General features: G+C 54.6%; 20 protein-coding genes. 15 read left to right on the top strand and 5 right to left on the bottom strand.

The genetic code is table 11. The annotated features are described in order from the left end of the window. Positions 1-87 precede the first annotated feature (87 nt). The 3 genes from ribA to ABSG47_RS00640 all read right to left on the bottom strand — a co-directional run bounded on the left by ribA (position 88) and on the right by ABSG47_RS00640 (position 2,130). The gene (gene ribA / locus ABSG47_RS00650) at positions 88-774 is read right to left on the bottom strand and encodes a GTP cyclohydrolase II (RefSeq protein ID WP_424165028.1); all 687 of its coding nucleotides are present in this window, start codon (positions 772-774) and stop codon (positions 88-90) included. Positions 775-844: 70 nt separating this feature from the next. Continuing rightward, positions 845-973: a hypothetical protein gene (locus ABSG47_RS00645; protein ID WP_424165025.1), complete on the bottom strand. Its 129-nt coding sequence runs from the start codon at positions 971-973 to the stop codon at positions 845-847. Further along, positions 970-2,130, bottom strand: coding sequence for a nucleotidyltransferase family protein (locus ABSG47_RS00640; protein ID WP_424165022.1), 1,161 nt, complete (start codon positions 2,128-2,130; stop codon positions 970-972). The genes ABSG47_RS00645 and ABSG47_RS00640 overlap by 4 nt, the downstream gene beginning before the upstream one ends. A 56-nt stretch (positions 2,131-2,186) precedes the next feature. On the opposite strand from ABSG47_RS00640, the gene ABSG47_RS00635 reads away from it, so the two are divergent. The 5 genes from ABSG47_RS00635 to ABSG47_RS00615 all read left to right on the top strand — a co-directional run bounded on the left by ABSG47_RS00635 (position 2,187) and on the right by ABSG47_RS00615 (position 8,624). Beyond that, positions 2,187-2,426 carry a hypothetical protein gene (locus ABSG47_RS00635; RefSeq protein ID WP_424165020.1) on the top strand — a complete coding sequence of 80 codons (240 nt, stop codon included), beginning with the start codon at positions 2,187-2,189 and terminating at the stop codon, positions 2,424-2,426. Positions 2,427-2,610: 184 nt separating this feature from the next. Further along, positions 2,611-3,702 (top strand): hypothetical protein, encoded by a 1,092-nt coding sequence (locus tag ABSG47_RS00630; RefSeq protein WP_424165017.1) that lies wholly within the window; start codon positions 2,611-2,613, stop codon positions 3,700-3,702. A 635-nt stretch (positions 3,703-4,337) separates the two neighbouring features. Next, positions 4,338-5,345 carry an HPr kinase/phosphorylase gene (locus ABSG47_RS00625; protein WP_424165014.1) on the top strand — a complete coding sequence of 336 codons (1,008 nt, stop codon included), beginning with the start codon at positions 4,338-4,340 and terminating at the stop codon, positions 5,343-5,345. Next, positions 5,345-6,640 (top strand): MFS transporter, encoded by a 1,296-nt coding sequence (locus tag ABSG47_RS00620; RefSeq protein ID WP_424165012.1) that lies wholly within the window; start codon positions 5,345-5,347, stop codon positions 6,638-6,640. The genes ABSG47_RS00625 and ABSG47_RS00620 overlap by 1 nt, the downstream gene beginning before the upstream one ends. Positions 6,641-6,851: 211 nt before the next feature. After that, positions 6,852-8,624: a glycerophosphodiester phosphodiesterase family protein gene (locus ABSG47_RS00615; RefSeq protein WP_424165009.1), complete on the top strand. Its 1,773-nt coding sequence runs from the start codon at positions 6,852-6,854 to the stop codon at positions 8,622-8,624. A 40-nt stretch (positions 8,625-8,664) separates the two neighbouring features. Here ABSG47_RS00615 and ABSG47_RS00610 read toward each other — a convergent pair whose 3' ends face one another. Next, entirely contained in the window at positions 8,665-9,873 is a 1,209-nt protein-coding gene (locus tag ABSG47_RS00610; RefSeq protein WP_424165006.1) for an ATP-binding cassette domain-containing protein, read from the bottom strand. 1,068 nt (positions 9,874-10,941) lie between these two features. Here ABSG47_RS00610 and ABSG47_RS00605 point away from each other — a divergent pair. The 4 genes from ABSG47_RS00605 to ABSG47_RS00590 all read left to right on the top strand — a co-directional run bounded on the left by ABSG47_RS00605 (position 10,942) and on the right by ABSG47_RS00590 (position 15,132). After that, positions 10,942-12,216, top strand: a complete 1,275-nt coding sequence (locus ABSG47_RS00605) for a glycosyl hydrolase family 28-related protein (RefSeq protein WP_424165004.1) — start codon at positions 10,942-10,944, stop codon at positions 12,214-12,216. A gap of 739 nt (positions 12,217-12,955) precedes the next feature. Continuing rightward, the gene (locus ABSG47_RS00600) at positions 12,956-13,309 is read left to right on the top strand and encodes a cupredoxin domain-containing protein (RefSeq protein ID WP_424165002.1); all 354 of its coding nucleotides are present in this window, start codon (positions 12,956-12,958) and stop codon (positions 13,307-13,309) included. 2 nt (positions 13,310-13,311) lie between these two features. Continuing rightward, on the top strand, positions 13,312-13,782 hold the full coding sequence (locus ABSG47_RS00595) for a c-type cytochrome (protein ID WP_424165000.1): 471 nt from the start codon (positions 13,312-13,314) through the stop codon (positions 13,780-13,782). Between the two features lie 93 nt (positions 13,783-13,875). Further along, positions 13,876-15,132 carry an O-antigen ligase family protein gene (locus ABSG47_RS00590; RefSeq protein WP_424164997.1) on the top strand — a complete coding sequence of 419 codons (1,257 nt, stop codon included), beginning with the start codon at positions 13,876-13,878 and terminating at the stop codon, positions 15,130-15,132. Positions 15,133-15,250: 118 nt separating this feature from the next. Here the strand turns inward: ABSG47_RS00590 and ABSG47_RS00585 are convergent, their stop codons facing one another. Next, positions 15,251-16,105: a methyltransferase domain-containing protein gene (locus tag ABSG47_RS00585; RefSeq protein WP_424164994.1), complete on the bottom strand. Its 855-nt coding sequence runs from the start codon at positions 16,103-16,105 to the stop codon at positions 15,251-15,253. Positions 16,106-16,376: 271 nt separating this feature from the next. Between ABSG47_RS00585 and ABSG47_RS00580 the strand changes: the two genes are divergently transcribed. The 6 genes from ABSG47_RS00580 (at position 16,377) to ABSG47_RS00555 (ending at position 23,186) form a co-directional block, all read left to right on the top strand. Next, on the top strand, positions 16,377-17,114 hold the full coding sequence (locus ABSG47_RS00580; RefSeq protein ID WP_424164992.1) for a response regulator transcription factor: 738 nt from the start codon (positions 16,377-16,379) through the stop codon (positions 17,112-17,114). Then, entirely contained in the window at positions 17,104-18,969 is a 1,866-nt protein-coding gene (locus ABSG47_RS00575) for an ATP-binding protein (protein WP_424164989.1), read from the top strand. Before ABSG47_RS00580 ends, ABSG47_RS00575 begins: the two co-directional genes overlap by 11 nt. A 79-nt stretch (positions 18,970-19,048) precedes the next feature. Next, positions 19,049-20,551, top strand: coding sequence for a hypothetical protein (locus tag ABSG47_RS00570; protein WP_424164987.1), 1,503 nt, complete (start codon positions 19,049-19,051; stop codon positions 20,549-20,551). Positions 20,552-20,697: 146 nt separating this feature from the next. Then, positions 20,698-21,279, top strand: a complete 582-nt coding sequence (locus ABSG47_RS00565; protein WP_424164984.1) for a cupredoxin domain-containing protein — start codon at positions 20,698-20,700, stop codon at positions 21,277-21,279. A gap of 308 nt (positions 21,280-21,587) precedes the next feature. Further along, the gene (gene ribB, locus ABSG47_RS00560) at positions 21,588-22,787 is read left to right on the top strand and encodes a 3,4-dihydroxy-2-butanone-4-phosphate synthase (protein ID WP_424164982.1); all 1,200 of its coding nucleotides are present in this window, start codon (positions 21,588-21,590) and stop codon (positions 22,785-22,787) included. Positions 22,788-22,940: 153 nt separating this feature from the next. After that, on the top strand, positions 22,941-23,186 hold the full coding sequence (locus ABSG47_RS00555; protein ID WP_424164979.1) for a tyrosine-type recombinase/integrase: 246 nt from the start codon (positions 22,941-22,943) through the stop codon (positions 23,184-23,186). The last annotated feature ends 130 nt before the right edge of the window (positions 23,187-23,316 follow it).

The raw sequence follows: 23,316 nt of genomic DNA, 5'->3' as shown, positions 1-23,316 counted from the left end.
GCGACCGAAACACTCCGCCTTATGAAACTCAGCGTAGCCACATGAACTCAAGAGCTTGTCGCGGAATTGTCAGCTCAATGTCATTCGTTAGTGACGGCGAGGCGCAGTCTGAGAGGAACTGAAATTGTTATCCGGTGAGCATAGATGACCGAGCTGGTTCCGTTTCGTGGCAAGATAGTGAGCTGAATGAGGATTATCTGGGACGTCTGCACTCACACGCTCGACAATTTCAATTCCTGCGGCGTAGACAGCATTGATTTTGTCTGGGTTATTAGTCATCAGGCGGAGCGAGCGAATCCCGAGGAACCGAAGAATCTCCACAGGAAGTGCATAATCGCGTAGATCGACGGCGTGACCCAGGCGAAGATTGGCTTCGATGGTGTCGAGTCCCTGATCCTGAAGTTCGTAGGCCCGGAGTTTTTCCATGAGGCCGATGCCCCGGCCTTCCTGCTGCTCATAAAGCAACACACCGGCGCCTTCCTCTGCGATCGCGCGCAATGCCAAATGCAGTTGATCGTGGCAATCGCACCGCAGAGAATGAAAGACGTCCCCTGTGGTGCATTGAGAATGAATGCGCACCACGGGAGGATGACCATGAATATCACCCAGAAGCAACGCCAAGGCAGTTTCCGGAACTTCCTCCCCTGTTTTGTGGCTGGTCTGGACACTTTCGAAGGCCAAGAGGCGGAAGTCTGCCCAGCGGGTTGGAAAGTTCACATCGGCAATTTGCTTCAGTGTCATCGGCACAGCTTGATTTCCTCGCCAGTCCTTCATACTTGATGGGAACCTGGATTCGCCCGTTCCGTAGGTGAAGCGTATCGCAGCCATCTCCTTGTGCGTGTCGTCATAATGTCTCGATTTCGTCATTCAAATGTCCGAAGCGTTGGATACCGGAGGTTTGCCGGTCCAGGCAGAAGACGCCGAAGATCACTAGCATCGCTGTGGCTCCGACAGGACGCATGGCAGTCGTCATTGTGCAGAACTCTCCATGTGCCGCCTCCAGCGACGAGACTCCCACGCAAAGCGAAGCCCTTCCACAGCATGAAAACGCAGACGGCGGAGGATAAAGTACAGTTGCGTGCGATACCTGCCAAGCCTCACATTGAGCGTCTCGTTCGGAAATGCCCGTATTACGGGAGGAGGCAAGCGTACAGGCAACAGAATCTGCCGTAGCGACCGTTTCGCCGGAACGCCGGCGCCCTCAAGCTCCCGTTGTAGCAATAGGTATAGCTTGCTCCCCGGATAGCTCCCGAAGACCGCTCGCCTCCCATATCTTTCCACCCACAGCCGCGCCGGTCGGGGAAGGCACGTGACGGTCCAGCCGGTTAACGCTTCCGGAGCAAAATCTCCCATGACATGCGCGATCAGGAGCGTGACCACTCCAAGTCCCAGGCACGCTCTCGGGTTCCCTCCGGCTGCCTTTCGAAGATCGCTCCAGAAGACGTGGTCATCGCGACGAAGGAGGACATGACGGCGGAACTCCAGCAGGTGAGCCACACGCGAGAACTCGCTGCACACATGCTTGAAGGCATGTACCCCCTGTCCTAAGAACAGATCGACCGGCGAGAGCACCGGCATGCCATATCCATATAAGTCACGCGTCTGCAACCGCTCTAACAGAGGGAGACGGCCCGAGGTGCTGGGCTCGATATGCAGCTCCACAGTATGGGATGGTTGGGCCTTGTAGAGGTCTTTCAAGGAAAGGCCCGGCATTTCATTAAGCTTGAACTCCCAGCTTCTGCCGCTTATAAGATACAGGCGATAGCCTCTCTGTTCGAGAATTTTCCTCGCCGCCGAAGCGCTTTCATCCGCTACGAGAAAGTCCAGATCGAACTGAGACCGCAGCTCCGGCCCCGGCACGGAACTTGGCCAGAGCGAGAGGCCCTTCAGGTTGGCATAGGAAAGACGAGCTTCCTGAAAGCCCCGCTGGATGGCAATCGACTCTGCGATCATGACGCGGGTTCGCTCGGTATTGTCCGCAAGGTTTTGCTGCAGGCGTGCCAACACGCCAGGAGGCAGCCAATCGGTCAACTTCAGCTCAACGATTCGATCGAGAAAGTACAGGGCCAAGCCGCTGATATCCAGCCAGCGCAGTAAACTCCGCCACTCCGTTTTGGAGAGGTGCTGCAATCGCGCACACTGGGGGGGTAAGGGCTCACAGAAAATCAACAGAACGGCCTCTCGCAATGGCCATTCGCCGCTCAATTGCGGTAACGCAACGCCGCTGGTTGGCGCAGGTGGAAATGCAGCAGCTTGAACATCCAGGAATCGATCCGTTTCCCGATGGCCGAACGCTGCTGCATTTAGATCGCAAAGCTCAGCTTCGCTTGACACCTGTCGACCGGATCGCAGTGGCAATGCAATGTCACCTCATTTTCAGCCCCACGATTCCCGCTTGCGACAGAAGGGGTTGCTTTGAAGACTAGCTGGGCATCAACTGAGGGTTTGTCATTTTCATGTAAAGCGATTGTCACTTTTTGTTGATTCGCCTCTCCGCGGCAGATCCTCTACCGAATTGACCGGAGCTGGGGCAATTGCTCCTTCGCATCTTCGAAACCGAAAATGACAATCAATTGACAAAAGGCAGACTATCCAGAGACACATTGAAGATTGACGAACGCTATTGTTGCTGGTATGCAGCGTCCGATACTTCAAACTCCCCTCGTCACAAAGATCCCGGTGATCCGGATCGGAATCCTGGCTCTGACCATGTTTTGTGCGGTGCGATATGGCGCCGCGCAGCAGACGCCTATACTCTCCGGCGGTGTTGGATTCTTTTCCAGCTCTCAGGGAGGCGACACAACCTACTCGCCGATTATCGAGCCACTCCTGGCTGCACCTATCGGCCAGCACCTCCTCATCGAGTCTCGCGCCATCCTGACCGAAACTTTCGCTCCAAACACCGACGGGCAGGCCGGTTACGACCATAGTCATTTCATCGGCCTTACGTATCTGCAAGGCGATTATCTAGTGTCGCCGCATTTGACCATCGTCGCCGGGAGTTTCCTGCTTCCTTTTAATACCTACAACGAGCGGCTGTCGCCTATCTGGATCGGCAATTTCCAGGATGGGCCAATCATCGGCACTCTTGGTCTCTTGTCCAGCGCCACCGGGGTCGGCGGCATGTTGCGAGGGTCCGTCATCTCCCGCCCCAAGTACTCCATCGATTACGCGGCATGGTTTTCCGGGCGCAGCGGCAATGCGCAGTTCAATTCGCTGCGCTCTTCCGGCGGTCGCGCCAGCCTCTATCTTCCCGAAAAACGTCTGGAGATGGGTCTTTCTTATGACCGTCAGTTGCAGGGAACGCGAGAGAACTTCTATGGCGCGCATCTTTGGTGGACACCGGCAAACACGGCATTTCAGCTTCGTTCCGAATTTGCGCGTGGCCATCATGCACAGGGTTACTGGGTTGAAGCAGCTTACCGCACGCAAGCATTTGGCGGCCTTAATAGCTGGATCGGCCGCTTCGAGCCCCTGTTCCGCATGCAGCAGACATTTCGTCGCGACGACATCGTCAGCGATAGTGTGCCGCTTGTAAACACACAGGAAGCTGACTTTGGGCTGGACTACAACCTGCCTCACAACACGCGAATTCTAACCAGCTACTCACGGCAGTTCTCGTCCTCCGGCGATCAAAACATCTGGCAGACCGGAATCGTCTATCGTTTTCTCTTCCCGACCTGGAAGGGAAAATCTCAATAGGCAGGAATCTGCTCTTGCTATTCTCAATTTCTCCGGTGTTATTCGGGTATTGACATCGCACGTTCTACCACCGTTGCCTGCAGGTATCAGAAAAGGCGATAAGATGCCAGATGTCCTTCTCTGAGACCTGCATAGATTGCGACAAAGGAGTGACAACCCAGTAACAACTATCGAGAGCACTCTCTTCATACTCAGGCTCAAGACAATACGATCTTTCGAGAAGGATCTTTAAGTTACAAGCGTATGAAGACCGCGTTCCTCAGAATATGTCTCACAATAACCGTGATGGCTACGCTTGCAGGAGCGCTTCCAATCTCTGGGCAAACGCCTGGCACCAGTGCGATCTCAGGCATCGCATACGATCCCGGCAACCGAGCGGTGGCAAACGCAAAGGACTTCCTTCTAAGGCAGGGCGCCGCGCAGAGTGGAAGCCCGCTCGGGTTAAGCAATGTGGGGCTCAGCATCGCCGGCGGGGGCAACAATGTAATCGCCCGTATGCCTGTTCAAGGCTTGAGCCCGGGATCGCTGTTTACCGAGTCCGTTTTTATAGCGAATTACAGCGCGTTGCAGACCAGCGTGACGAAGCGGCTGGTTGACCACGCGGATCAAGCCCTAGGTCAATGTGGAGATGGACGATGTTGACGATTAAAGAACTCGAGACAGCATGCAATGCTTCGCAGCGGGTGCAGCTTCCCAAGCATGTGATGGAGGGGCCCGAGCTTTCGCTGGGGGCGATGTTATATCCATTTGGCTTTCCGATAGAGATAAGGACGAATTCCGATCAGGTTCTCGAACAGATGCGAGAGATATGGGGAAAGTTTGAAAGACAGCATGATACTGAGCCAATGCGATGCGACGTGCAGCTTGTGGAGAGCGATTCGATGGAGTGCCCTCCGGAGCCGACACACCGCATCATGCTGCCCCAGATCATGTGCGTGGCGGATGCGAATAACTACAGTGTCGTTGATCTGGAACATTGCCAGACAAATATTACGATCTCACGTAGTGCGCTGCGCTATCCCCTGTACGCGCAGTATTTTCTGCTGGGAACGGCCATTTACTGCGTGGCGACCCGATATACGACACCTATCCATGCGGGATGCGTAGCGTTGGATGGCAGAGGCGTACTTTTGTGCGGCGATTCGGGCGCCGGCAAGTCCACGCTATCGTATGCCTGTGCCCGCGCCGGATGGAGTTATATAAGCGACGATGGAAGCTTCCTGCTGAACGGCGGAACCGACCGGATCGTGACTGGAAACTGTCACCGGGTGCGCTTTCGGCCAACAGCGGCAACCCTATTCCCCGAAGTTGCCGGCCTGGAGATTACTCCACGCGCGGCAGGCAAACCCTCCTTCGAGCTGCAGACCGCGTCGATGGCACACGTAAGAACTGCGCAGACAACACGCGTCGATTTCATCGTGTTCCTGAATCGCAGGTCAGATGATCCTCCTCGACTCGTGCCGTACCGAAAAGACGTGGCCAGGCAATTTATGCGGCAAACGCTTTATGGGTCCGCGGAATCGCTTGCCAGGCAATACGAAGCAATTGAGCGGCTCCTGGTCGGAGAGGTCTTCGAGCTCCGTTACTCCGAACTGGACTGGGCGATTGATCGATTGCGAACTCTGGTACGCGAGGGGCGCTGATGGATGTTCGGTTCGAAGCCCCGCCGGACGGAGTGCATGCTGTTTCCTTTTGGAAGAGTCCTTCCACGTGGTTCCGGCAGAAAAATCTGAGCCGAGGCTACTGGATATTCTTTTCGGCAGCTTTCTTCTTCGATGCTGGATTCTCGGTCTACTTTTTCCTGTTCAACCTGTACCTGCTGGATTGCCATTTCGATGAGCGGGCGATGGGGTTGATTGGTGGAGCGATGACGCTGGGATCGCTGGTAGGGACATTGCCAGCCGGAGCGCTGGCGCGAAGAATCGGCTTGAGGCCTCTGCTGATCTTTCTTTTTATCAGCGCTCCAGTCTTGAATGCGTTTCGTGCGTTATGGATTTGGGAACCTGCGCAGATCGGCTTGGCATTTCTGGCGGGCCTCGCATTGTCTTGCTGGGGCGTTTGCTTCCTTTCAGGAATAGGCAGCCTTACAACGGAACGGAACCGCACCGCGGCATTCAGCCTGATCTTTTCCACGAGTGTTGGCACTGGCATGTTAGGCGGGATTGTTTGCGGCTATCTTCGTCAGTGGTTCGGCATGGCAGGCATTGCGATGCAGGCCGCTGAAACGAAACGACTCCTTCTGCTGGTCTCTTGCGGCATAGTTCTGCTGGGGCTAATTCCGGCCTTGCAGTTGCGGATGCCATCGCAGTCGAAGGAAAAGACTGCGAACGAAAATAGGCACTGGTTACGCGAATGGAACCTCAATCCTTTCCTGCGGCGATTCCTTCCGTTGATGGCCCTCTGGTCTGCGGTGCTCGCCGCGTTTAATCCGTTCGCCAATGTCTATCTATCACGCAATCTGCACATTCCTATGACGCAGATAGGCCTGATCTTTTCTGTGGCGCAAGTGGTGCAGCTGTGTATGGGGCTCATAGCTCCTGTCGTTTTTCGTGTGTTGGGTTTAGTAAAGGGCATCACCGTTACACAGATTGCCGCGGCTCTTCTGCTCGTCTCCATGGCCGGGACACGAAACGGAGGACTTGCCATCGCACTCTACCTCGTATTTTCCGCCGCACAGTGGATGAGTTCACCAGGGCTTTACAACCTGCTGATGGATAAGACTCTGGACGCCGATCGCAGTAATGCCGCGGCGATGACACTCTTCTGCAATGCGCTGATTGGATCGGCAGCAACCGCGGGCGCTGGCATCCTTTTCGCGCGATTCGGGTATCCGCCTGTGCTGATTGGAATCTCCGCAGTCGCGCTGGTCGCAGCGCTGTTGTTTCTCGCTTTTATTTCTCCGCAAGCGCGAGTTACCCCAAAAGCAATCGCAGGATGAGAATTGCTGCCATAGCATTGGAAAAGGCTTCCCAACTCGCAGCAACCCGCGGGTATCCGGACTGTGAAACACGCTAACTGGCCGCTTCGCAGATTGAAATGCGACTCAGTTGCGCTTTCTGTTTGCGCCGGTGCGGCATGCCTCCATAAGAAAATCGCGTTAGACGAATTCGTACATGATAGCCGTTCCGTACAGTAACCAAAGGGAGAATATGACGAAGCACCTCATGATCGCGCTGCTTATGTTGCCCGTTGCACAGTTTGCCTACGCTGGTGTCTTGTTGCCGGGAGGCGTGCAGTTGTTGTGCCATCGCACTGCGAGCGAAGACATGCCCGAAAATACGCTTGAGTCACTGGAACAGGCGGCTCTGCTGGGGTGCAACGTGGTGGAGATCGACCTTCGCCGGACGCTCGACGGAAAGATCGTGCTGAATCACGACGGCATTCTTGAACGGCTTACCAATGGAGCCGGAGATGTGGAGACCAGCTACTACGGCAATCTGCGGCTACTCGACGCTGGCAACTGGATGGGCGAAAGATTTACCGGCCTGCACATCGTATTGTTCGAAGACGCGCTGCGCCTGGCACGCGAGCGGGATATCCGGCTGGTTCTGGACATCAAGGACAAGGATATTGGCGCTGACGTTCTGCAGATATTACAGCGTGAAGGCATGATGGAGCGGGTTCAGTTCAACGGTGAATGGGCAGATGTGAAGAAGCTGTATCCGAAGGCGACCGATGTCGGCGACGGAACCGTTTGGGTTCCGCCGGGAGTGACGGCAGAGCAGATGAAGGAGTATCACAGCCAGGGAAAGGCTGTAGTCGTAAATTTTTCGGCTAACGGTCATGAAATGGATCTGGCTGGAATGAAGGCCGCCGTTGCGGCCGGAGCGGATGGCATCAATGTAGACTACCCGCGGCTCGGCGCAGACGCGGTCGGCAGGCCGGTAGAGCGCCGGCTGCGCGAACTGACTCTTAAGGCTGATTCTGGCCAGAGTGGCGCCCGGATCGCGGCCATCCAAGAGTTGTCCCTTTACAGAGGATTCCCGCTGCAGGAGGATTTTGCGCGCTGGTTACTCGATTCGGACAATCCTGTTTCTCGCGCCGCGGCACTTGCTCTGGTGACGGCGCGCCCGGAGGCGTCTCATGAGGTCTTTGCAAGTGCTCTGCGATCGGAACATGCCGATGTGCGCGAAAATGCGGCCTGGGCTATGGGCATGATGAATGCCCCTGCAAGCGTTCTACTGCCGCTCCTGGGAGACAAGGATTCTGAGGTGTTGCAGGCGGTTTTGCTGGCGTTGGGACGCGCTCCGGGCAACGTGAGCGCGGAAAAGTTACTTCTGCTGCTGTCGAATGACGATCCCGGAGTACGAGGAGGAGCTGCAGTCGCGCTCGCGCGCCACCAGCCGGAACTCGCCGTCAAGGTCGTCCCAGCACAACTACGAAAGGAGATTGCGGCCGAGAAAGTTATTTACGATCGCCATATGCAAAGCGGCACATCTCAGACGTTTACACAGCCGGAGATCGCTGCTGTTATGAAGTCCTTCAAATGCCAGATGGAAATGGTGCGAGCGATATCTGCTCTCCGCGGCAGCGAGGCGACGCGTGTGTTGGAATCGTTGGCTTTCCAACCGGACAAGAGCTTCTCGCAATTGGATGGGATTGTGGCTGGATTTCAAATGTGGGACCGCATCGGGCCGGATGCTACACCTGCTGTGCAGGCACTCGAATCAAGCGATCCGCAAGTTGCAGATCGCGCTGAGTGGATGCTCGTGAAGGCCGGTCCAGCGGTTCTTCCGGATGTGCGCAAGGACCTTCAAAGCACGAATGAGGACGTGCGCCAGAGGGCTATTCGGATCGTGGCCTGGCAAGGGGACACAAACTCGGTCGACAGCCTTCAGGCCCTGCGAGCCATGAATGGCCCGGATGCTGCTCTCGCAGCATGGGCAATTGCCAAAATAGAAACTCTCCATCCAAAGCCGTAACGCAACACGAGATGTAGGTGATCGTATTCGATCCCGGAAGTCATTGTCTGCTCGTGCCCGCTATCATCGCGGGGAATTCTTCAATCAGGCACCCTCCCTGAAGACGGAAGACACGGTGAACGAAAGCCTGAGCCAGGACACGATGCGTTACAAGCACGACTGCCATTCCGGAGGTACTGAGATTCTCTAGTATCTGTCGTTCATTCTTCTCGTCCAGAGCGGAAGTTGCTTCATCCAGCAGCAGTAATCGCGCCCCGCGCAAGATGGCACGCGCAAGACCCAACCTTTGTCGCTGGCCACCCGAAAATAACGCTCCGTTATCGCCGACGCCGGTATCCAGCCCGAATGGTTGGGCAGCCACAAAATCGCCCAACTGTGCGGTCGTAAGCGCCGTCATCAGTTCCTCTTCGCTTTTATCCGGCAGCCCAAAGAGCAGATTATTCCGTATCGTGTCGTCCAGCAGGGCAATCTCCTGTGGCACATACGCGATATTCGCGCGGTCGACCTGGATCATACCCATTGTCGGTTGGGATACACCGGCGATCAGGTTCAGGAGAGAGCTTTTGCCGATTCCGGACGATCCGTGCAGCACAACCGTCTCGCCCTCACGCAGAAAAAGGTTCACGCCTCTCAGGATCGGCACATCTTCACGGAATGAAAAGCTCACTTCTTTCAACTGCACGACGAAGCCCGCGTCCGGCAGGTGTATCGGCAATTCGTGTACGCGGTGTCTTCGACACTCGTCCAACTCGGCCTCCACTATTCTTACGTTCTCGTAAGAACCTTCCATCTGGCCGGCGGTGATTGAGATCTGGCTAATAAGGGGAATCAACCGTCGAGAAAGCACAAAATAAAATGCCAGAAGGGACAGTATTTGGCGCGCATCTCCCTGACGTATTTGAACAGCCGCAATAATGCAGAGAAAAAGCAGCACCGCGCCTTGATCAGCCATGCTGCTCGCAATCTGAGGAAGAAACCTTATACGCAGATTGCTGGCCGCTACATGTTGCGCCTGCTTTTGAATCCGATCATGAAAGAACTCATGATTTCTATAAGTGCGAATCTCCTTCCCGGACGAGAATATATCCGCAAGGTTCCTCTGGAGCATACGGAGCGATGCTTCGCGACGTTCCGCCGCCTGTTGGAGCGTGCCACGGATGAACAGGCGATGCATTCCATAAAATGTACCGAGCGCAAGGGCGAAGCCACACGCAGCAATCAGACTCTGGTACACAAGAGCAGCGGTCATGGCGACTACGATCACCACAGCCGCGGTTAGCTCAATGCAGCGCTGATAGAACTCGGCGGCTTCGCGCGCAGTATAAATAGCGTGGTTCGACAGTTCACTGCGATTAGACTCAACGAATCTCGCCCAGTGCATCTCGTTATAGCCCTGTGTCAACCGCAGAAGCAGATCTGTATAGAGCTTCTGTATCTCTCGAATAACAGAGCGTGCCGAGAAGAGATCCATCAAGGCGCGGAGAACAACCAGGATGGATGTAATGACCGCAGCCGAGAGGGTCGTCTTTGGCATCCACCACAAATTGTGTGCCGGCAAGCGGTCCTGCAGGAGGAGGAACAGTAGATACATCGCGGCGGCAACGGCAAGATCGCATAAGCCCACCGCGATTCTCTCTAGCGTCAGCAGCGCAAGCGCGATCCGCTGCCGATTGCCCAGAAGCCTCATTGCTACCCCGAGAGTCCCACCGACAGGAGCAGAGTCTTCGACCCCAGCAGCATTGATGGGACGTATGGTCACTTAAATCCTCACGACTCAAGCCTATCAACGGATGCGGTTCGGAGTTGTCAGGCTTCAGTCGTTGAAATGTCAGCAAAATGTCAACGGAGCAGCCGCGGCTTGCCGGGTTTCAGGCGATCCTTTGACCAATCAGTCCTGGCCGCAGAACTCAACTCGAGAAGCAATCGAAGTCTTTATCGTCTCTTCTGTTGCGATTCGATAGACGCCGTTAGTGCTGGCGACTAAACGTTCAATGAAGACATTACGGTGACAATTGGCCCGTGACGGAGACGTAAGATCATAGCCGGCAAGCGGCAGGTAAGCCGAAGCACCGCAGCCTGGAGGTGTCGATGTTTCGACCCCGCGGTATCGGAATCGCCTGCGCCTGCGCCGGCGCTCTCGCGGCAATTATAGCCCTTACGCCCAATGTGGCCTTCGCTGATCTGGCGCCGGTGGGTTCCTCGGCCCCAAACTTTACCTTACCCTCACAGGAAAATAAACCCGTCGCACTTTCCGACATCCCAATCGCACATGCAGTTCATCACGACCGTTGATTGTACCGACGAGGAAAGACGAGCAGTGAAACGCATCTCCACTTTTTTCCGTATCTTCCTGGTGCATGCAATCTGGTTCAGTGCCTGCATCTATGCCCAGACAGCGTCTTCTCCGAACGAAACGTCGACCGGCGCCCCGCACGCAGGGTCACCCTGGATCAATGTCGTCAGCTATGGAGCCAAAGCCGATGGAGTTGCAGACGATACTACGGCGATCAACTCTGCAATGACCGCTTGCACAACCCGTGCAGTTCCAAACAATGGATGCGTTCTGTACTTTCCTGCGGGCGTCTATATCACAACAGGGATTACGCTCAAATCATACGTGAGTATGAAAGGAGATGGGTGGGGGACGTCAGTCATCCTGCTCAAGCCTCACACTGCGTCAGATGTTCTGACCGTTCCCATCGATACGTTCAATTTCAGCCTCTATGGCCTCACGCTCGATGGAAACTCTGCAAGAGGCGGAACCGGAAATTGCTTTTCCGTGGCTCCGACTTCGACCCAGCCGGCGGAATGGAACACGGCGAACAAGCGAAGAGCGCCGGTCAATGCGCAAAAGTGGGGCCATGTAGAAGAAGTCATGTTCTCCCATTGTTCGGTTGACGGCATTCATATCAAGGCCTTCAATTACATGCTGTTCTTCGACAACTTCTATTCCTTCGATAACGGCGTCTATGGCCTCTATACCGAAGGAACGAACAGCGGCTTCTCAAACTTCGAGATCGAACGCAATGGGACAGCCGGCATTCATGTCGACGGCGCGAACGATCGTTTTATCTCGGGAGAGGTGATCTGGAATGGATTCACCAACAGCTCCGAAGCCGGGATGTTTGTGTCCGGCTTTCGCAACATAATTGCCGCGGTTGAAACGGAAGATAACTATACCAGCGGTTTCTCTGACAACGGCAATGACAATGAATTCATTGGATGCGTTTCCGATTCCAACGGGTATGTAAAAAGCAACCCGGCCGCATCTTCCAGATCCGCAAGTGGATTCATTCTGAAGGGCACGGGCGGAGTTTTTGCAGGAGACAAGGTAACGAGCTATCGAGGCCGGCTTCCGGACGGGAATTTCACAACCGAGTGGCCGTACACCATAGAGAACTCACACCAATCAACCATCGACATCAGCTACGACAGTACAAACAAACCGGCGCCCACCATCCCCAGCTCATCGCTGGGCATACAGTCTTCCGCTTTGGGCAGGGCCAGCTGCATCAAGTCGCCTGGACCTCCTGTCGTGATCGGTTTCTGCTCCACGAAGGTCAGTTCTTCGGGCTCTTGTACCTGCAACTGAGGAGGCTCAGAGTCTCGTTGGTTCCTTGTCATTTTCCGAGACAATCCAGTGACAAACTTCAGACGGTTTCGTGACATGCAGCCGCAGCCGCAGCATTAGGCTGTATTTGTGTGGCATCAATTAACCGCGCAAAAAGAGCGCACGGTTGTCCGGTGACTCCTACACTTTACTCAGTGCTGGTGCAGTAAGTTTTTCTGGTTTTGTCACATTCTTATGCTTACAAGGAGCAACAATGAAGCACTTCGCACGACTAACGTGGGGCCTTCTACTGCTCGCTGCCACCGCAGCTATGGGCCAGGCAAAGAGTTCGCCGCCGCAACAGCCCCAGAGCAAAACACCTTCGAAGGCAGTTCATACCGTGAGTCCTAACCGAGGACAGCAGGTATTCGACCAAAACTGCTCTCGATGCCACAACGCGCCGGAAGGATTCTCACAGCGTGTCTCCGGTACAATCGCCATGCACATGCGGGTACGCGCCAACCTTAGCGATGCCGACTATAAGGCCCTGTTACGGTTCCTTAACCCTTAAGGTGCGCTTTGCCAGGACCCGCCGCAGTTTCAAATGACAGCATTCCGACAATTGAGTAACGGGTATGTGACAACTGATTCATCATACGTCGTTACGGTGTGTAGAGGGTTGCCAGTGGATAGGGTCGAGACGAATAGCCTTGGGCAGCCAATCGCCTGGAAACTCCTGTGTCACAAATATGTTCTTGGAGGGATTATGAAAAGGAAGTTCATGTTGCCGGCTCTGCTGGCAGCACTGCTGGCAACAACGGCATTCTTTGCACCAACGGCTCGGGCTCAGGCTGCTGCACCCCGGCGAATCGACATTGTATCCAAACGGTTCTCCTTTGATCCCGGCGAGATCACTCTCAAAAAAGGCGAACCGGTAGTGCTCGTGTTGAAGAGTGCGGATGTTGCCCACGGACTTCGTTTCCGCGATCTCAATGTCAATATCAAGGTTAATGCGGGTGGCACAGCAGAGGCGCAGTTTACACCGGACAAGACCGGGGATTTCGTCGGCGTTTGCTCCGTCTTTTGCGGCTCTGGTCACGGCATGATGACCTTGAAGTTGCATGTGGTGGAGTAACAATGCGCGTTCTCTTTGTTGCTATCGCCGCCGCTTGCCTCATCGGATTGGCAGGGTGCAAGGCGAGTCCTCCAGGAAAACTGGAGACAAAGACTATTACTTACGCCAAGCACCACTTTTTTATCCGCAATAAGAGCCAGAAGAACCCGTTGCCCAATACGCCGGAGACCTGGGCAGATGGCAAGGAGGCCTTCTCGCATTATTGTGTGGCCTGCCACGGGATGGACGGCCAAAACACGGGCGTCCCATTCATCGACCATATATCTCCTCCCATTCCGTCGCTCGCCTCCCCCGATGTGCAGAGTTACACGGATGGACAGCTAAAGTGGATTCTCGACTATGGAATCACGCCTTCCGGAATGCCCGGTTCCAAGGGAACTCTGAGTGACGATGAACTGTGGTCGATCGTGGCATTCTTGCGCCACTTGCCGCCCGCGGGCAGCCTGGGAACGCCAGATATGTATACGCATTAGGTGAGGCGAAGCACACCGGCGAGAGAGCGATAGCGGATTGATGCCTCCGAAAAGTTCATCCGGCGCTTTATCCGATTCTTTTATCGAGGAAGCATGTCGCCAAACATCGATAGTCTGGAGAATGACCCGCGCAGCAAGTCGTCGGTGGGCGGCGTGGCCTCTGCAGTCGGCTTCTATTTCGCCTTCCGGGTCATCACCGTGCTCGTATCGGTGCGCATCTTTGGGGCAGACCCGCAAACCGGAACTGTAATAAACATTGCGCTCGATTGTTTCCTCCTGCTTGCGACTGCATTTTGCGCGATCGGGCAAGTCCGCTATCCGTTCCGGAAAATGACAAAACTGACAAGCATACGGTGGGCGTTGCTTTTTCTCGGTTTCTCCTGCTGCAGTCTGCTATGGAGCAGTACGGCATCGCTCCCTGATTCTTTGGCATATTGGTGTGCCATGGCTGCGGATTTTGCAATTGTCGTTATGCTGCTTCGTGCCGGACCGCTCCTGGATGTCTCTGACTCATTGATGAAGGGCTTTATATGGGGCGCATGCACGGTGGCTATCATTGCATGGCTCATGCCCGCACAATCGGACCTCCGCCTTGGCGACGATGAACTTCTGGGGCCCAACCAGATCGGGTACGTCTGTGCCTTCGCTTTTTTCTTCGCGCAATACCTCATACGGGAAAAGAGAGCGAAGCTGGGTACGCTGGCCGTCGTGCTTGCAGTTACGCTGCTTCGAACTCTCAGCAAGACAACAATTGCCGCATTTTTGGTCGGCGAGGGGTTCCTATTGATTAGGGACAAATCAATAAGCCGCAGAAGCAAAATTCTGATCACTGTCGCCGCTGCCGCAGTGGTGACGATATTCTCGGGTCTATTAGCTTCTTACTACGACATCTATAGCAATGCCGGCAATCAGTCGGAGACGTTGACTGGAAGGCTTGGAATTTGGGCCTATTTCCTGGCTGAAGCTATCCAGCAGCCGTGGATTGGGCATGGATTCAATTCTGCCTGGAAAGTGATTCCTCCGTTTGGCGTCGATCAGTTCGAAGCAGCTCACGCGCACAATGAACTGATCCAGCAGTTCTATGCCTATGGGCTCGTTGGAGTGTGTCTGTTCGCGGGCATCTACTGGAGCCTGTATAGGCATATTCATCGGCTCATGCGAGGGCCACGCAAAGCATTTTTTCTCGCCTTCCTGATGTTCATTCTCGTGCGTGGCATGGCAGACACCGAGCGGTTTGATATTTCGCTCCCCTTATGGGGAATCGTTATGATCAGCCTACTCATAGAACATGCGCATATAGCCGAAGAGCAAGTACCCCAAACTATAGTGGTGAGCGGATCGCTTTCATGACGATTCGGCACGGCTTGCGATCCTAAGTTGAGGATTGACGGAAACAAAGGTTATCCGGCCCTTTTCAGAAAAGCACGAGTAAAGCGCTTTTTGAATTCGCAAGGCACAGGGCGCTCTCTTATGGCATCACTCTTCGGAAAACTGCCACAGACGATCCTCGAAATGGAGGATAGGCCCGAATGAGTTTCATGCAAGCACTCTTAATCCGGCTTCCGCCGCGACTCTGGGGCCAATCAAAATAGAGCTGACGAATGCACTGCAGTCCGACGCTGCACGCGATATCGCAAAGCTCCTGCCGTGTGTATTCCCTGATGTGTCCGGGGTTGGCCGAATAGAGGCGGAGCCGTTCAAACGGATTTCGTCCGTAGGCCAATCGGAGACGCTTCGCAACATCCGCCGCGTTCGGCGTTGTACAAATGAGGATGCCATTTTCGGCAAGCAGAGAATTCAGAAAAGCGAACACAAACTCTGGAGCAACGCTAAGGTGTTCCAACACTTCGGAAAAGACAATCAATTCGAAGGATTTACATTTTGGCCAAATGTCGACTCGGTGTGAATTCAATAGGTCAAACGTAATATGAGGGACTGTCTCCATACTGCTCGCTTCCCGGTGTCCTCCGGCATCGGCATGGAGATCCAATCCCAATGTAGTTACGTGCGGATAGTACTTCAGGAGATACGCGGTAAGCTCACTTCTTCCTATGTCCAATACTCGAGCAGACGGGTTGGCAACATAGAACTGACATAGCCGCAGTATGTCGGAAAAACGATCCTTATGCAGATCGACATAGTATTGTCTCGATGCGTCGCTGGAGGTGTGTGCCTTCTCGACCTTCATAAGTTGCAGGAGTATTCCCTCAAGGCGACTCTTCGCGCTCATCGATTCTTCCTCCTCAACGTGAAGTACAGCATTTGGATCAATCACGCTCAGCGAGCGATTGCCAATCATCTTTAGGCTGCGGAAATTGCTCACTGGAAATGTGCTCAGAACATATTTAAGTCGAATATGGGTGAATGAGGTGTCACGAGAATGTCTTCGATTTGTATGATTCTCTTCTTTCTATGGCTGCTCCGAGCAGTCGCTGCGGTTGGATCAGGTGAAGCATAGTCGCGTTCAATCGGCTCAAACAAGAGCGAATTCCGTCCCAGCCCCGCAAAAATTGTCATACCATTGTAATTTCATGCTCATTTTCAAGCTAGAATAGGGCAGTCTCGACCAGAATATAATACAGAGGGTCTAGATCATGATCCAAGAGATAGAATTGGCAACAGAATCCCAAAACGAAATTCTACCAGCGGTGAGCCTCGGCACCATCCTTATCATCGAAGACGATCCTCGCATGCAAAAGGTGCTGCACAGAATTTTTACGGAAGAGCGCTACACCGCCGTTGTCGCGGGCGACGGCCAAACAGGGCTGGATCTGTTTCGCCGCGAGCAGCCGCTTGCGGTGGTCCTCGATTTGATCCTTCCGAACATTTCCGGACGAGAACTCTGTCAAACCTTCAAGAGCCTTTCCGCTGAGACTCCGATCGTAGTGCTCAGCGCGATCACGGAAGTCGCGGATAAGGTATTGCTTCTGGAATTGGGGGCCGACGACTACGTCACCAAGCCCTTTAGTCCAAGAGAACTCACGGCCCGGGTTCAGGCGGCCATCCGCAGGCAGCGTAAGCCGGCGCCGCCAACAATCTATCGCTTCGCTGATTGCGAAGTCGACTTTAAGAAAATGACCGTCCGGCGCGGCGGCAGATCTGTCGTCCTGACTGCTCATGAGTTCAAGCTCCTGAAGTTCTTTACCGAAAATGCCGAGCGCGTCCTCACACGCGATGTTCTGCTGAACGAGGTTTGGGGATATAACTTTTACCCGACGACCCGTACCGTGGATAATCAGATCCTGAAGTTGCGCCAAAAGCTGGAGCCGGATCCTGCGGATCCGAAGCATCTGCTGACAATTTATGGCGCAGGATACAAATTTGTCCCATGATGCTCATCCCGAAGGCGAAGCCATAAGGGGAGGAGCGCGCACACGAGAGAAGCAGGGCCTTCGAACATACGTGCTTCTCGTCGTCACGATGGCGTTAGTAACCGCCCTGGTGACTGGCACCAGTCTCTTGCTGATTCGCCACCAGTTGAGAGAGCAGGTAACGGACGATTTTTCCCAGGACTTGAATCACTCGGTCGTTGCATTTCAGAATCTGCAGGCCGAGAGACTCGGATCCCTTGAGCGCGAAAATGACCTCCTTGCCGAACTGCCCACCCTGAAGGCGCTGATGACCAGTGGGGACGATCTCACCATTCAGGATGGAGCCGCCGAGTTCTGGCAGCTCAGTGGCACTGACCTGTTTATGCTCGCCGATCCGAGCGGCCGGGTTGTGGCGGCTTATGCAAAAAACGCTCCTGCCGACAACACTCTTCGCCAGGGAGTGAAGGCTCTCCTGGCGTCTTCCACAAAGCGCTATTTGATTGATGGCGGATCGCTGTATGCCTGTGCGCTGCGTCCGCTCTATTTCGGCAGCGATCAGGATGGAACCCTGTTGGGATACGTCTTGAGCGGCGTTTCGATTGAGCGCACAGTGCGCCAGATCAGTCAGCCCACCGGGGTCGAAGCGACTTTTCTGAGCGGTGGCCAGATTGTAGCCAGCACGCTTGCGCCAGATGTGCAGGCAAGTCTGGCAAAGCAATCTGGCACGCTTTCCAGCGCGTCCAGGGGACCTGCCGGGGTGAAGCTGGGAAATGCTCAATTTCTCTCGGCCACCGAGGATCTCTCCGCAACGGCTACGTCTCCATTGCAGTTGGTTGTTCTGAAATCCTTTGAACCTGCCGAGCGCTCGATCAACCGCATTGACCGCATGGTGCTCGCCGCAGGCCTTCTCGCGCTTCTCTCGGGCACGATGCTGATGATTGTCATCTCGCGGGTGGTGACACGTCCGCTCGAAGAGCTCTCCCGGAGTGTCCGGGCGTTTGGCCTAGGGGACGTGGAGCATCGTGTACCGCGCTATGGCACACAGGAAGTACGGCAGTTGAGCACCGCCTTTGCCCGCATGCGCGGCGAAATCCAGAAAGCGAATCAGACGGTGCTCGAGTCCGAGCGGCTTGCAACGATCGGACGTATGGCGAGTTCCGTTTCTCACGATCTCCGTCACTATCTCGCCGCCATATTCGCCAATTCGGAGTTTCTGGCTTCAGATCGCTTCTCTGCAAAGGAGCGCGCTGAGATCTTTGGGGACATCCGGTCAGCGGTGAACGGCACAACGGATATGATTGAATCGCTGCTGATCTTCAGCCGGACCGGTGCCAGCATTCGGAGGCAGCCAGAGCTGATGGCAACCTTGCTCGAACGGGCGACAGCCCTGGTCAGGGCCCATCCCGATGCAGACGGGGTAACGCTGACAACAAACTATGGCGATCCTACGGAAACCGCAGTCGTTGTGGACGGCAAGCAGATTGAGAGGGCCATCTCAAATCTGCTGCTTAACGCCTGCCAGGCTGTCCGCACCACGGGAGCGTCAGCCAGAGTTGTGATCACTCTGGAGACGCGGGAACGTCAAATGATCATCAATATAATCGACAACGGCCCGGGCGTACCGGAGAAGATTCGCAAGAGCCTCTTCGAGCCCTTCGTGAGCGAGGGGAAACAAAAAGGGACGGGACTTGGACTTACCCTCGCGCACCGCATTGCTGTTGAGCACGGAGGAGAGGTCATTTTACTTAGCAGCCGTCCCGGTGAGACGATCTTCCAGATGAAAGTGGTGGGCGAACTTCCAGCGGAAGATATATCAGATACATTTGAGGATGACCACCGTGATCGGGCGACCCCAGATGAGAATGTGCATACATAGCCAAACTCGGAGTTCCGGTCTCAGCACTCACGCCTTATGGAGAGTCCTGCCTCTCCTTATGATATTTTTCGGAACTCTTGTGAATTTTGCCTATGCACAGGCCACCACTCAGGCGAATCTGTCACAGCAGATCCAGAATTTGACCGATGCCATGGCGCGCACGCAGGCTCAACTGGAACAATCGCAGCGTCAATTGGATGAAATGCGGAAGCAATTGAGTGAATTGCAGCGTCAGATGGCACAGAGCGGAGCGAACGCAGGCACACAGTCGCCTGCAGGTCCAGTTTCGGCTCCTCCTTCCTCTTCTCAAGCCAGGCCCGAGGCTACCTCCGCGGCGATCCAGGACATTCGCGAGCACCAGGAAATGCAGGATTCTCAGATTGCTACCCAGGAACAATCAAAGGTGGAGAGTGAATCCAAGTATCCGATCAAGGTCACGGGGCTGTTGCTGCTGAACGGTTTTGTGAATACGGGCGCAGTCGATATGGCCGCGACCCCGACAGTCGCGCTTTCGGGGCCCGGCAGCACTGGTGCGACCGTGCGCCAAACAGTGCTCGGGATCGACGCACGCGGGCCTCATTTATTTGGCGCGCGTAGTTACGCAGATATTCGGATTGATTTCGACGGAAGTCCCGCATCCAGTAGTTCGACGACGACGGCTTATTCCGGCTATTACGATGCCACTACTACTCTGCTGCGGCTGCGCACCGCTCACGCGGGCCTGCAATGGGAACATACGGAAGCCTATTTCTCGCTCGATCATCCTATCTTCAGTCCCGATGCGCCAACTTCGCTGACGGCCGTAGCCATACCAGCGCTGGCATGGTCCGGCAACCTATGGACGTGGAACCCGCAAGTGGGTATAAACCAGGATTTCGGACCGTCCAATTCCGGTGGTATCCGCCTGCAGGCTGCGTTGATCGATGTCGGCGACGCGCCACTATCGCCACATGCCCCCACGGCGACTTCCCCAAGCACTGCTGAGGAGAGCCGATGGCCCGGTGTCGAAGCGCGTGTTGAGCTTCGGGGACCTGTAGTGAGTAGTAACGAAAACCGCGATCATCTTGGGATAGGAGGATATTTTGCGCCTCACTATTCCACAGTGCTGGGTCGCGGCTTCGATTCCTGGGCAGCCACCCTCGATGCCAGGCTGCTTCTGCCCGCTCGTCTGGAATTTACCGGGAGCTTCTATCGCGGACAGGCGTTGGGGGGCCTTGGAGGGGGTGCTTACAAGGATTTTGCATATAAGGTCGACTCGGACTCGACAGGCTTCTACTTCCGTCCATTGGACGACGTTGGAGGCTGGGCTCAATTGAAGGAGAGGCTTTCCGAACGAGTTGAATTGAATGCTGCCTTCGGAATCGACAACGCTTTCTCCGATGAGCTGCGGCATTATGCGGTTTCCGGTGGCACCGCCTATCAGAATCTTTCCAGAAACCGCACCTATACCGGGAATATAATTTATAGTCCAAGCTCCTATTTACAGTTTTCGCTGGAATATCGAAATCTCGCAAGTTCCCCAGTCATTGGCCTGCCGGCGGGCAGCAATATCATCGGTCTGGGAGCGGAATATAAATTTTGACAAGGAAAAGGAGATTCGGAAAGTGGATTCTCTGCGCTGCTACATTAGCGTCGGGGATCGTGTACGCCCAGAATCTCCCTGCAACAAGCTCATCCGCGGAGTTGCACCTTCACATCGTCTCCTCACTGCCAGGAAAGCATCGCGCCATGCCAGCCGTGATCTGGCTGGAGCCGCTGGCAGGCACACCGGCTCTTTCTTTCCCATCGAATGGCCGTTACACCCTGCTTCAGAAAAACCGCACGTTCATCCCCCACCTGCAAATAATTCCTACTGGCAGTGTCGTCGAGTTTCCGAATGAAGATCCTTTCTTTCACAATGTCTTCTCGCTCTTTGAAGGCAAACGGTTCGATCTGGGACTTTACGAGGCCGGCTCAAGTAAGTCGGTAACTTTCTCGCGGGAAGGAATCTCCTATATCTTCTGCAATATCCATCCGGAAATGAGTGCTGTGGTCATAGCTCTCAGCACGCCCCTCTACGCAATGGCTGACTCAAAAGATTCAGTCCTTCTTCGCGGCATTCCACCAGGGGATTACAAATTAAGTGTCTGGATTGAAGGGGTTCCCCGATCTTTTCTCGACAGCCTAAGCCGCACTGTGCATTTTTCTGATCATACGGTTGACCTCGGAGTGCTCAAAGCTCCGATAGCGGATGCCAGAACCATACCCCACACCAATATGTACGGTCAGGAATACGCTCCGGAAAGCCAATCACCCTATTCTCCTCATTGATATCGATACCTTGGTTGATCCGGCATTTGGCGTTATTCAGACGTTTGAGCCAGAACTGCGATTATCTGCGCCCTTGCAAATAGTCGCTGATTGCTGCGACTCCCCAGCCTCAACTTCATGACAATCCGATGACAGCGCGCTGACAACTGCTGAATTTCCGCGCACTACAGTGTCGTTAGTTGACAGCATTGAATCCATGCAGTGTTCAACATACCTGCAAGTTTCAATTTGCTACTGGGAGCATAGGAAGCAAGACGCAAACGGTTCCTTTTCGCTTCGTCAGGTTGTGTCGACAACGAGGTCATCTTATGCACAGAAACTCTCCGTTTACTGACGTCCAGACTGCCATTGAGGAGATTCGCGCCGGACGAATGGTTGTGGTTGTCGATGATGAAGACCGCGAAAATGAGGGCGACCTCACCATGGCGGCGGAAATGATCACTCCTGAAGCAATCAACTTTATGGCCAGGTACGGTCGAGGGCTCATTTGCCTTGCCATGACACCAGAGCGTCTGGATTATCTTCGTCTGCAGCCGATGAGCATGCAGAACACGGCGCGCTTCGGCACCGCATTCACAGAGTCGATCGATGCCCTGTGCCGAGGTGTCACTACAGGCATCTCCGCCCATGACCGTGCCGAGACCATCCTGTGTGCAATCGATCCCCAGGCGCATCCTTCCGACCTTGGCCGCCCTGGCCATGTATTCCCTTTACGAGCACAAAACGGCGGAGTGCTGGTTCGGGCTGGGCAAACTGAGGCGTCCGTGGACTTAACCCGGCTGGCCGGTTTGACGCCCGCGGGCGTTATTTGCGAAATCATGAATGACGATGGAACTATGGCACGAGTACCGGATCTAATTGATTTCTGCAAAGAACATACATTGAAGATGATCACAGTGGCGGAATTAATTCGCTACCGAATGGCCCATGAGCGCTACATCTATCGCAAGGGCGACGCTGTCTTGCCGACCGAGTTTGGCGAGTTCTCGATCATCGCTTATGGCTCCGATCTCGATGGAGAATCCCATGTAGCTCTGGTGCATGGCGACCTGAATTGTTCTGACGATCCGGTGCTGGTGCGAATGCACGCTCACTGTCTTGCGGGAGATGTGTTTCACGCTTCATCGTGCGAATGTACCTCAAATATTCGCGGCTCGTTGCAGCAAATTGCCGAAGAGGGACGCGGAGCCCTGATCTATTTGCACCAGAATTCACTCGGGTTTGCGTTTGAAAATATCCTCGGGGCAGATAAACTTCGATTCCATCATGAAGAGGAAAATTCCGACAACCCTGAGCGCAGCCAGCGCATGCAGCGTGAAGTTGGAGTCGGATCTCAAATCCTACTCGACCTCGGCATTCGCCGCATCCGTCTGCTGACCGATCATCCTCGCAGGATTGCCGCACTCGAAGCCTATGGCATTGAGATCGTCGAGCATTGTCCAATCTCCCCAATCGAAACCCGCGCCTTCGGTTCGTTGGAAGAGGATGTCCTGGTTGAATCGAACTAAGCGCCGCGCGCGCGTGGCGCATCGGCACTTCTGTAGATACAGAAGTGCATGGCACTGTCTGTCTTCGGGCACATGCGAACGACGCTCATTCGTTGGAAAAATTTTACTTGAGGTCGGTGTCATAGGGCACCATCTTGCCTCGCGCCGAAGCCCGTGAGGACGTGGAAGAAGTCGTGGGCTTCGGCGCAGAAGGCTGCCGGCGTCAAGGCGAGAATCCACGATCTTCGCCACCATGCCAATACGGTCATGGTCGAGGCTGAGACGCCCCTTTCTACGCTCAAGACCATCACAGGACATGTGACGGATGAGATGGTCGAGCACTACACCCATGTCAGGGACGAGGCAAAGCGGAAGGCGGTTGACGCGCTCGGAACTATCAATGTCGGGATGATTCAGTAAGGGGCCAGGAGTAGGGAGTTTTTTGGAATCGCCGTTTTTCGATCCCCATGATTTGGGGTCTTTTACTCAGGAGATGTTTTATAAGGGCATAAATATACTTGACTAACCAACTCATATTCGATATTCTGTT

The organism is Occallatibacter sp. (assembly GCF_049510455.1).
Taxonomy (GTDB): Bacteria; Acidobacteriota; Terriglobia; order Terriglobales; family Acidobacteriaceae; genus Telmatobacter.
Note: the sequence above shows the minus strand (reverse complement) of the source record. Positions and strands in the feature narration are given on the sequence as shown.